8 protein-coding genes are annotated in these 10,834 nt (G+C 71.8%); 5 read left to right on the top strand and 3 right to left on the bottom strand.

Annotated elements, in window-relative coordinates:
• Positions 1-1,134 (bottom strand): MFS transporter (locus ACFSL4_RS22400; RefSeq protein ID WP_381085730.1); only part of this gene is annotated, 1,134 nt, incomplete at its 3' end.
• A gap of 77 nt (positions 1,135-1,211) precedes the next feature.
• Between ACFSL4_RS22400 and ACFSL4_RS22395 the strand changes: the two genes are divergently transcribed.
• The 3 genes from ACFSL4_RS22395 (at position 1,212) to ACFSL4_RS22385 (ending at position 3,824) form a co-directional block, all read left to right on the top strand.
• Positions 1,212-2,177: an ArsR/SmtB family transcription factor gene (locus ACFSL4_RS22395; RefSeq protein ID WP_381085727.1), complete on the top strand. Its 966-nt coding sequence runs from the start codon at positions 1,212-1,214 to the stop codon at positions 2,175-2,177.
• Positions 2,178-2,243: 66 nt separating this feature from the next.
• Positions 2,244-2,753, top strand: a complete 510-nt coding sequence (locus tag ACFSL4_RS22390) for a glutathione peroxidase (RefSeq protein ID WP_381085725.1) — start codon at positions 2,244-2,246, stop codon at positions 2,751-2,753.
• Positions 2,754-2,966: 213 nt separating this feature from the next.
• Positions 2,967-3,824: a MerR family transcriptional regulator gene (locus tag ACFSL4_RS22385; protein ID WP_381085722.1), complete on the top strand. Its 858-nt coding sequence runs from the start codon at positions 2,967-2,969 to the stop codon at positions 3,822-3,824.
• Between the two features lie 40 nt (positions 3,825-3,864).
• Here ACFSL4_RS22385 and ACFSL4_RS22380 read toward each other — a convergent pair whose 3' ends face one another.
• Positions 3,865-5,769 (bottom strand): MFS transporter, encoded by a 1,905-nt coding sequence (locus tag ACFSL4_RS22380; RefSeq protein ID WP_381085720.1) that lies wholly within the window; start codon positions 5,767-5,769, stop codon positions 3,865-3,867.
• Positions 5,770-6,019: 250 nt separating this feature from the next.
• Entirely contained in the window at positions 6,020-8,536 is a 2,517-nt protein-coding gene (locus ACFSL4_RS22375) for a D-alanyl-D-alanine carboxypeptidase (protein WP_381085717.1), read from the bottom strand.
• Between the two features lie 227 nt (positions 8,537-8,763).
• On the opposite strand from ACFSL4_RS22375, the gene ACFSL4_RS22370 reads away from it, so the two are divergent.
• Together ACFSL4_RS22370 and ACFSL4_RS22365 are read left to right on the top strand one after the other, a co-directional pair.
• Complete coding sequence (locus tag ACFSL4_RS22370; protein ID WP_381085714.1) at positions 8,764-9,507, top strand: GOLPH3/VPS74 family protein; 744 nt, start codon at positions 8,764-8,766, stop codon at positions 9,505-9,507.
• Positions 9,508-9,884: 377 nt separating this feature from the next.
• Complete coding sequence (locus tag ACFSL4_RS22365) at positions 9,885-10,742, top strand: helix-turn-helix domain-containing protein (protein ID WP_381085711.1); 858 nt, start codon at positions 9,885-9,887, stop codon at positions 10,740-10,742.
• Positions 10,743-10,834: the final 92 nt, after the last annotated feature.

The raw sequence follows: 10,834 nt of genomic DNA, 5'->3' as shown, positions 1-10,834 counted from the left end.
CAGCGACAGCGTCACCGCCAGCGACCCCGCCGCCATCACCGTCATCGCCGTTGCCGGCGAGGTGAGTTGGGCCACGGCCCCGGCCAGTGCCGCGCTCACGCCCTGCAGGGTGAGCATGCCCGCCGAGTGCAGTCCGAGGGCGTGGCCGCTCAGTTCCCGAGGCGTCAGGGACATCAGACGTTCCTGCTGGATGAGGCTCGCACTGAACCCGACGGAGGCCAGTGCCGCGCAGGCGGCCGCCACGGGCACGGTGGGGTGCAGGACGAACGCCAGGTAGGGGGCCGCCAGGAGCAGCAGGAACGGGATGCCGAGGCGGCGGCGCAGGGCAGGCGGAAGCAGACGGCCGGTCGTGATGTCCCCGACGAACATGCCGAACGCGGCGCACGCGAACAGCGCGCCGGCGCGGTCGGGCGCGTAGGAGACGTACAGCGACTCGCAGCCGACCACCAGGCCGTTCGGGATCCACAGCAGGAGGTATGTGGTCCGGCGCGGCGGTGACGACCACAGCAGCGCGTTGGTGCGCCACGTCCGCGCGACGGACGGACGGCCAAGGGCCCGGGGTGGACGGCGGCTCAGTCCGCATCGGGTGCCGACGGCCCCCACCAGGTACAGCGCCGCCGCCGTCAGCAGGGTCGCGCGCGGGGACAGGACCGCGATCAGGACGCCGCCGGTCGCGTACCCGGTGATCTGCATGAGGCCGCTCATCATGTTGAAGACCGAACGGCCCAGCAGATAGCCGTCCTCGGGCAGGATCTCGTTCAGCAGGCCCCAGCGGACCCCGCCGCCGAGCGACTGGACCAGGCCGAGGAGCGGCAGCAGCGCGAAGACCGCCCCGACCGGCAGGCCGGGCGCGGCCATCGCCGCGGTACCGGCCGCGAACGCGCACGCGATGCCCGCCATCGTTGCGCGCGGCGGCAGCCGGTCCGACGCCGACAGCAGCGTGGTCGCGCCCACGACCTGTGCCAGCTGCGGGCCGAACATGCTCACCGCCGAGAGCAGGGGCGAGCCGGTGTCCCGGTACACCAGCGTGCCGAGGGCCGGGCCGCCGAGCGTCGAGGCGGCCGTCTGGAGCGCGGTGGACAGGAAGAGCGGGGTGAACTCGCGGGTGCGGAAGAGGTCGGAGTAGCTGCGCATGCGCGGAGTCTGAACGGGCGCCGAGGGCGGCCGTTAGTGTTTCGCGTACACGCGAAACAACAGGCGGGGGCTGCGCCGTGGGGCTGTGGTACGTCAACGCCGACACCCTCGCCGGGAGCCGTTTCGTCCTGTCGCCGCTCGCCGAGGTCTTCGCGAGCCTGATGCTGCTGCACGCCGGCGCCGCCTCGCATCCCGGGGAGCGTGCATGGCTCGGCGCCCACCTGCCCGGCTACCGCCGGCGACTGGCCGCCGACCCGGTCACCGCGCTGCTCGTGCGCAGCGGGCTCGGCCGGGAGTGGATCGCCGACTTCCTCACCCCCGCCCCGGGGGACGAGGAGAGCTTCGAGGAGGGCGTGGAGCGGGTCCGCGCGGCCTGCCCCGCCGGGGCCCGCGCCCACCTCACCGTGTCGCTGCGCGGCCCGCTGCCCGCGCGGCTCGACCGCGACGACCTGCCCGCACGCGCGGCGGACCTGTTGACCTACGTGTGGACGGAGGCCGTGTCGCCGTGCTGGGACCGGCGGCGGCGCGTTCTGGAGGCCGATGTGGTCGCCCGGACGGCGCAGCTCGGCCGGGGCGGCTGGGCGGCCGCGCTGGACACCCTGCGGCCGGGCCGGACGCGCTGGCTCGGCGGGAACCGGCTCCAGGTCAACCTGCACGAGTACCCGCCGCGGGAGATCTCCGGGGCCGAACTGGTCTTCGTTCCCGTCACCCCGCAGACCGGGTGGGTGTCCTGGGAGGAACCCGACCGGTACGCGGTCGTCTATCCGTGCGCGGGCGCGCTGGCCCACGGTCCGGAGACGGCGGTGCCGACGAGTCTCGGCGTGCTGCTCGGGCCGGCGCGGGCGCGGGTTCTCGTCCTGCTCGACTCTCCTATGAGCACGAGCCACTTGGTCGCCGTGACGGGGCAGGGGCTCGGCTCGGTGGGGCGACATCTGAAAGTGCTGCTGGAGGCACGGCTGGTGGAACGCCGGCGGGCGGGGCGGTCGGTGCTGTACTCCCGTACGGCGGCCGGTGAGGTACTGGTGACGGCACAGCCCGGCTGACGGGCCGTCATGGTCCGTCATGCGCCGGGGGCGCCGCGGCTGTCGCGGCGGGTTAGCATCCGCTCCATGACGACTACGGACAACAGCGCGGGCTCGGTCCTCGATGTGGAGATCGGCGCCTTGCAGGGCGGTTCCGCGAACCTTTCCCAGTACGCGGGCCGGGCCGTCCTCGTGGTGAACGTGGCCTCCAAGTGCGGGCTGACGCCGCAGTACGCGGATCTGGAGCGGCTGCAGGAGCGGTTCGGGCCGCGGGGGTTCACCGTGCTCGGGGTGCCCTGCAACCAGTTCCTCGGGCAGGAGCCCGGCAGCGCCGAGGAGATCGCGGAGTTCTGCTCGGCGACGTACGGGGTGACCTTCCCGATGACCGAGAAGACCGAGGTGAACGGGGAGGACCGGCACGCCCTGTACGAGCGCCTCGTCGGCTTCCCGGACGGCGACGGGTACAGCGGGGACATCCGCTGGAACTTCGAGAAGTTCCTGATCGGGAGGGACGGCCGGATCGTCGCCCGCTTCTCGCCGCAGACGGAGCCGGAGACGGCACAGGTCCTGGAGGCAGTGGAGAAGGCCCTCGGCTGAGGTTCCCCGGTACCCCGGCCCCCGGTCCCAATTCCCCCGGTCCCCCGGCCCCGGTTCCCCCGGTCCCCGGGACCCGAGGCCCGAGGCCCTGAGGACCGCCGCGGGCGCGCTCCCGGCGCGGCGGTCCGGCGCACCTGATTGACCTTGCCCCTGGGGCAGACGGCAGCGTTCCCGTCGCCGGGCGGAAGGCGCCCGGCGACGGAGGATGGCAGGGTGAACGACGATCTGCTCACCATCGGCGCGTTCGCCGCCCGGTCGCGGCTGTCGCCGAAGGCGCTGCGGCTGTACGACCGGCTGGGGCTGCTGGCGCCCGCGCACGTCGACGAGGCGAGCGGATACCGCTATTACCGCGCCGACCAGGTCGGACGGGCCCGGACGGTGGCCCTGTTGCGCCGGCTCGACATGCCGCTCTCGCGGATCGCCGAGGTGGTGGAGGCGGGCGAGTCGGACGGCGTACGGGCGTCCGCGCTCCTCGCCGGCTACTGGGCCGGGGTCGAGGAGCGGATCGCCGCACAACGGACCCTCGCCGACTACCTCCGTGGACGGCTGTCGGGGAGGAGTTCCGAGATGTACGGGAAGTTCGTGGTCGAGACGGTGGACGTGCCGGAGCAGGTGCTGATGACCGAGACACGGCACACGCTGGCGGACGAGCTGCCGGCCTGGATCACCGCGTCGCTGGGCCGGCTGGAGGAGGCGGCGAAGGGGTGCGGCGGGGTGACCGGGGCGCCGTTCGTCGTCTACCACGCGGAGGTGTCGCAGGAGAGCGACGGTCCGGCGGAGGCATGCGTTCCGGTGGCCGACGCGGCGGCGGCACAGGCGTGGGCGCGGGGCCGGGGGCGCGCGGGCGAGAGCCGGGTGCGGGTGGAGCCGGCGCGGCGGCTCGCGTACACGCGGATCGCGAAGGCGCAGGTGGCGCATCCGCAGATCCTGGCCGCCTTCGAGGCAGTGGAGGCGTGGGTCGCGGAACAGGGGCTGGAGCAGGCCGGGCCGTGCCGCGAGGTGTACTTCGCGGACTGGGACGCGGCGGGCCCCCAGGACCCGGTGTGCGACGTGGCCTTTCCGGTGAAGTGACGTGAGAAAGCGGCGAGGGGGCGTCCCCCTCGCCGCCGCCTCACCGCAGTTCCTCCGGGCAGGGCGTGCCCCGCGGCAGCTGGTACGGCGCTCCCAGGCGGTAGACGCCCGCCCGCGGCGCCAGCAGTTCCGTCCACTTGTCGCCCGAGGTGTCCTCGGGGGTCTCCATGAGGCAGCCGTTGACGTTGTCGAAGGTCTTCGGGCCCTTGGCGCGGTGCTTCGACTCCGTCGTCTCCTGCGGCGGCTTGACCCCCTTGCCCTGCGCGTCGACCAGGCCCAGCCACGGCGAGTACGGGACGCGGATGAGGACGCGGCCCGCCTTCTTCACCTCGATCGTCAGCTCGCCCTGCTCCGCCCGGTCGACGATCGCCGGGGGATCCGCCAGCGGCGTGGGGTCGGTCACCGCGAACAGCTGCCAGTTCGCGTCGCCCCAGATCTGCCGGAGATACGGCATGCCGCGCTGGACGAGTTCGCGTTCACGCTCGCCGCCGTTCCCGTCCGGCTCGTCCTTGGGCAGCACCACGTAGTGCACCGCCCAGCGCTGCAGCCACATGTGGTAGTTCGCGGAGTTGAGCGTGTCGTCGTAGAAGAGCGGGTTGCGCTCCATGTCGGCCTGACGGTTCCAGCCGCGCGCCAGGTTGACGTACGGGGACAGCGCCGACGCCTCACGGTGCGACCGGGCCGGGACCACCTCCACCCGGCCCCTCTCCGCGCCCACCACCTGGAGCTGGTTCACCAGCGGCGCCAGTTCGCGCGCCCAGGACGCCGCCGGCGTCGTGTGGACGATGTCGTCGACCGTCTTGAAGCCGATCCAGCCGGTGAAGCCCGCGATCGCGATCACGGTCGCGTACCACCGCCGGCTGCGCGGCACCGCGAACGGCAGGGCGGCCACCAGCACCACCCCCGCGAACAGCATCGGCAGCCGGGAGATGTTCGTGCCGATCTGCGAGCTGATCAGCCAGACCAGGAGCACGGACAGCCCGTACACCGCCGCCGTGGTCCGCACCGTCTTCCACGCCTTCGGGACCAGCACGAAGACCAGCACCGCGTACAGGAAGGGCAGGATCACCGACGCCCACGTCATCGGCTGCGTACCGGAGAACGGGAACAGCCAGGCCGACAGCGCGACCACCAGGGACGGCGCGAGGCCCAGCGCCCAGGCGCCCGGCCGGCGCTTCTGCAGGAACAGCGCCACCGCGACCAGGCCGACGAACAGGCCCGCCACCGGGGACGCGGCCGTCGCCACCCCGGCCAGCGACGCGGCGCACAGCGCCTTCGCCCAGCGCTTGTAGCGCCAGCGGTACGGCCAGCAGAACACGACCGCCGTCGCACCCAGCGCGAACATCGTGCCCAGTCCGAACGTCACCCGCCCCGAGATCGCGTTGCACAGCAGCGCGAACACCCCGGCCAGGGCCGGACCCCACGGCTCGCGCACCGAGCGGCTGCGGATGAGTGTCAGTGTCAGCAGGCCCGCCGCGACCGTCCCCGCGATCATCATCGTCGTACGGACGCCGAGGACCGACATCAGATACGGCGACACCACGCTGTACGACACCGGGTGCATGCCCCCGTACCAGGCGAGGTTGTACGCCGAGTCCGGGTGCCGTCCCACGAACTCCGCCCAGGCGTCCTGCGCCGCGAGGTCACCGCCACTGTTCGCGAACGTGAAGAACCAGATGAGGTGCAGCGCCCCGGCCAGGGCCGTGACGGACAGGACGGGATGGCGGCGGGCGAGTGCCGCGCCACGCGACGACCTCAGCCGGGTGAGCAGGGCACGCGAACGGGGTGCCACCGCGGTGTCGCCGGCCGGGGGCCCGGCACCTTCACCGGGGGGCGCGGCGGACGGCCGCGGCGTCGCGCCGACGGGCACGCGCGGCGGTATTCGCGGGCCCGAGCGACGGCCCGGATCGGCGTCGTCGGCGTGTGTCGGCTCCGCTGTGGCCACCTGAAGGCACTCCCCGTGTCCCGATCGTGTTCTCGCCCCGTGTCTTCCGTTCTCGCCCCGTGTCCGGCCCTCCGCAAGAGGTCCGTCAGCGGTTCACCGGGGTCCTTTCCGGGCGGCTCCCGGGCCGGGCTCCGCGGCTCACGGCCTGCCCCGGTCTCGCGACGCTAGCACGCACTCCGCCGGCGGGCCCCCGGGTGGGGGCTCCGCCGGCGGAGTGCGCCACGTGGCACCGGACTTCGCGGCTGGTGGTTCAGCCCAGTCGGGTGAACTTCGCTCCGTAGCCCGGCTCGGTGAGGTCCTTCTGCAGGGCGACCGGGACCCGGACCGCCGCGCCGCCGCCGTCACCGACGGTGAGCGTGCCGACCCTGGTGCCGGCCTTCGCGGTGTGCGGCACGTCGTCGGCGGCGAAGGAGAGCTTCACCCGGAGCCCGGCCCAGCCGACGACGGTGACGTCCTCGGCGACGACGACCGGAGTGCGGCCGCCGAGACCGTCGTCGACGTATCCGACGACGGCGCCCTTCTTGAGGATCTTCGCCGAGGTCATCGCGTCCCGCGCGGCGAGCATCGCGGTCTTGCTGGCCGCGTTGACGGTGTCGATGATCGGCGCCTTGTGCTGGCCGAGGATCGCACCGACGACGGTGACGCTCTCGCCGCCGACCTGCTTGGTGGCGGCGAAGAGGAGGTTGCCGCCGGCCGCCGTGGTGGTTCCGGTCTTGATGCCGATCGCGCCGTTGTACGGGACGAGGCGGTTGTAGTTCTGCCACTTCTGGCCGGAGGGGTCCTTCCAGCTGGGCAGCTTGGTGATCTCCATCAGGGCCGGGATCTTCACCAGCTCGTTGCCCAGCTTCACCTGGTCCTCGGCGGTGGAGACCGTGGTCTCCTTCAGGCCGGAGGGGTCGGTGTACGTGGTCCCCGTCATCCCGAGGCTCTTGGCGGTGTCGTTCATCTTCTTGACGAACGCCGCCTCGGAACCGGCGTCCCAACGCGCCAGCAGCCGCGCGATGTTGTTCGCCGACGGGATCATGATGGCCGACAGGGCCTGCTTCTCGGTGAGCGTGTCGTTTTCCTTGACGGTGTTGAGCGTGGACTCGCCGTCCTTGTCGTAGCCGCCCTCCTTCTCCGCGGTGGCGTCGACGGTGATCTTCGCGCCCTCCTGGCCGGTCTTGAAGGGGTGGTCCCGCAGAACGATGTACGCCGTCATGGCCTTGGCGACGGACCCGATGGCGACGGGGGCCTGCTTGCCGAAGTTCCCCATCGTGCCGACGCCGTTGACGTCTATCCAGCCCTGGCCCTCGTCCGGCCACGGCAGCGAGACCCCGCTGCCGTCGAAGGCGTAGTCGTCCTTGGCCGTCAGCGCGAGAGTCGGAGCCGGCAGCGGGCGTACCGCCTGCACGATCGCAAAGACGATCAGCAACAGCACGACGAGCGGTGTCCAGATCTTGATCCGCCGCACCAGAGTGCGGACCGGGGTCGCCGGGGGCGGCGGGGTGTTCGTCAGTTCGGCGAGCAGATCCAGCGGCGGCTTCGGCGGCAGCGGCTGCTGGGTGGTGCGCTCGGGACCGACCCTGGGCAGTGCGGTGGTCGCCTCGGCGGGGCCGGCCTGGGACTTCGGCTTCGGCTCGGCCGGCTCGTCCAGCGGCTTCAACGCGACGAACCTGCTGGTGCGCTCGGAGCCGGACTCGGCCGGGGGCTCGGCGTCCGGCTTCCGCGGGGACTTCGCGCCGGAGGCCGGGCCACCGGGCTTCGCCTCGGCCGGTGCGGATGCCTTGGCCCACGCGGGGGCGGGCCTGCCGTCCGTCGTGCCGGGCGTCTTGTCCGAGGGTTTGCCGGGCGTCTTGTCCGAGGGTTTGCCAGGCGTCTTGTCCGAGGGTTTGTCCGACGGTTTGGCGGCGCCCAGCTTGAGCATGGTCGTGGGCTGGTCGGCGGCGGGCGCACCGGGACGCCTGCCGCCGGGCGCGTCGGCAGCCTCGTCCTTGCCCGGGACTACGTCCGCTTTATCTTTTTCATCCGCCTTGCCCGTCTCGCGCGCCTTGTTCGGCGGTGCGGCGTCGCCGAGCTTGAGCATGGTCGTGGGCTGATCCACGGCGGGCGGGCGTACGGCTTTGAAGACAGCGGTGGGCTGGTCGACAGGGGGCTTGGGGGCACCCTCGGCCCCGGAGGCGTCCGCCTCCCTCCGGGGCTCGCCCTCGGGCTCCTCCGTGGGCTCACCCTCGGGCTCGTCCTCCGGCTCCTCTTCCGCCGCGGGCTCGTCCTCGGGAGCGGCCTCAAAAGCCGGGCGCTCGCCTTCACCCTCACCCTCGCCTTCGCCCTCGGCTTCGGCTTCGGCTTCGGAGTCGACCTCGCCCTCGGCCTCCCCGGAAGCCGCCTCCTGCTCGCCGTCCGGCTGCGACTCCCCCGAAGCGCCGTCCGCCGCAGACGCCTCGGAGCCGGAGCCCGAGCCGGCTTCCGCGCCCTCGGCTGCGACATCCTCGGCGGCGCCCTCGGCTGCGACATCCTCGGCGGCGTCCTCGGCGCGCTCGGCGTCATCCAGCGCGACGCCGCCCGCCCCGGCCGCACCCGCGGCCGAACGGGCGGCCCCCTGGGCCTCCCTCAGCGCGCGCGTGGAGAACACCGCCGTCGCCCTGTCGGCCCGCGTCTTCTCGCCGGCCAGCTCGAGACGGGGGTCACGGGCGGCCGTGGCCGGTTCCGGAACCGGAGCCCCGCTCCCCGACGCCGGTTCCACCGGCGACTCGTGCTGCTTCGACCTGTCGGGGGACTCGCCCGCCACCGATGCCTCCTCCTTGCGCCACGCACTCGCTCGCGCGCCTTGCCGAACCGTGAACCGCCGCCGGACACTGCTGTCCGAACCATGTACCAGTGTCCTGTGTGAGGGATTGACCCCTGCGCTAGACGAGAACGACATACCTACCGGTTCCACTACGTTCCGGTCACGCACCCTCGACAGACCAATGTGAGAGGGGTCACCCTGTCATTCATCCACGCGGGGAGGCATGGATGGGCAGGAGCCGCAGAACAATTCCGGAAGAGCTTCTGCTGCTGGCACTGGACCCGACAACGGGTACCACTGCGCAGCCGCAGTCGCTCGACCTCGGTCTGGCCGGAGCACAGCTAGTGGAGCTGGCGCTGGCCGGACGGATAGCCCCAGACGGGGATCGTATCGCCGTGGTGGTCCCACGGCCGACTGGAGATCCGACTCTGGACAGCGCGTTGGAGTTGCTGCGCAGGCGTGGCGCTCCCGTACGGGCCGTCCACTGGATCGGCGGGCCCCGTCTCGGGCTCCGCCAGACCTACCTTTCACATCTGGAGCGGTGCGGCATGGTCCAGGCCGTGCCCGGCCAGATGTGCGGGGTGCTGCCGACGACTCGCTACCAGGCGACGGACACGGCCATCAGCCGGGAGATCAGGGCCCGGCTGGACTCCGCGATCCGCACCGGCGTTCCGCCGGACCCGCGGACCGCGGCCCTCGCCGCACTGGCCCACGCGGTCGGTCTCGGCAAGCACCTGTACCCGGGCAACGAGGGACGATCGTCCCGCTCCCGGCTGCGGGACCTGATCAGGCACGACCCCATGGGCGGCCTCGTGGCGCACGCCGTGATGGACGTCCAGAACGGTGCCGCGGCACAGCCCCGCCGCGGTCCCGCCTCACCCGGCCGACCGGCCAGGTCCGCGGCGGAACCCGCCCGCGGAGTTCCGATGCAGCCGCGCCACGGCTCCATGGCACGCGTCGTGGCCCACTGATCCGCAGTCCCACCGTCTCCGGAGCACGGCCTCAGGAGCACGGTGGGGACACCGGCCGCACCGGTGGGTCCGGCGTGCGGCCGATGCGGAAACCGGCATGCGCAGCCGTCCCGAGACCGGTTCGGGAGCCGCCGGCCCGCGCGGGGCGATGAGACCGTACGTCCGGACGACGTCACGGCCTCACCGCCCCGCGCGGCCGCATGCGCCCCACCGGACGCACCCCGGCACAGGCACGCGGTCGCCTTCCGGCCGAGACGGGCCGATTCCCTGCGGTCGCCGCATATCCGCTGTTTCCCAGCGGTAGGAAGCACCTTGGTGGCAATCTGCTCACCGGCAGATACGCAAAGCAGAGGCACGCAGCCGGAGGTGCACGTCCCGTGGCGTCCAATGTCAATCCCACCGTCCGGCGACGCCGGCTGGGCCAGGAGTTGCGCCGGCTCCGCGAGCTCAAGGGCATGACGGCCGAAGAGGTCGCCGAGCGGTTGCTCGTCTCCCAGTCGAAGATCAGCCGTCTGGAGAACGGCCGCCGCAGCATCAGCCAGCGCGACGTCCGCGACCTGTGCGGCGTGTACGAGGTCGAGGACCAGCGGGTCGTCGACTCCCTGATGCAAATGGCCAAGGATTCGCGCCAGCAAGGCTGGTGGCACGCCTTCGGCGACATCCCGTACAGCGTCTACATCGGCTTGGAGACGGACGCGGCGAGCCTCCGCGTCTATGAGTCGCTCATCGTCCCGGGCCTGCTGCAGACGCGTGACTACGCGCAGGCAGTCATCGAGGGGATGTGGCCGGAAGCCACTGCGAGCGAGGTCGACAAGCGCATCCAGATTCGTCTGAAGCGTCAAGACCGCCTCACCGATCCCATCAACCCGCTCCGCTTCTGGGCAGTGATCGACGAGGCCCTGCTCCGCCGTGTGGTCGGGAGCCGGCAGATCATGCATGACCAGCTCGAACACCTGGCTCAGTTGAGCGAGATGCCGCACGTCACTCTCCAGGTTCTGCCCTATGCCGTCGGGGCGCACCCCGGCATGTACGGCAAATTCGCCATCCTGGAGTTCCAGGACGCAATGGATGCCAGTGTGGTCTATCTGGAGGGGGTCACCAGCGACCTCTACCTGGAGAAGCCGAACGACGTCCAGAGTTATGCAGTGATGTACGAACACCTGCGTGCTCAGGCACTGAACGCCGAACAGTCACGGGATTTCATCCACAAAGTCGCGGAGAGTTACCAGCTGTGACAGCTGAGACGAAGGACCGCACATCATACACCTGAAGAAGTACACGTAAAGAGACCCCGATGGGTTGCGCCATCCGGATGAGTGAACGCCCC

The organism is Streptomyces caeni, assembly GCF_042678285.1.
Classification (GTDB): domain Bacteria; phylum Actinomycetota; class Actinomycetes; order Streptomycetales; family Streptomycetaceae; genus Streptomyces; species Streptomyces caeni.
The sequence above is the reverse complement of the archived record's forward strand: the minus strand, read 5'-3'. Positions and strand labels throughout refer to the sequence as shown.

Bases quoted from the DNA above. Each gene is read 5' to 3' on its own strand.
- ACFSL4_RS22390 (WP_381085725.1), top strand. From the start codon at position 2,244: ATGACGACTACGGACAACAGCGCGGGCTCGGTCCTCGATGTGGAGATC.
- ACFSL4_RS22370 (WP_381085714.1), top strand. From the start codon at position 8,764: ATGGGCAGGAGCCGCAGAACAATTCCGGAAGAGCTTCTGCTGCTGGCA.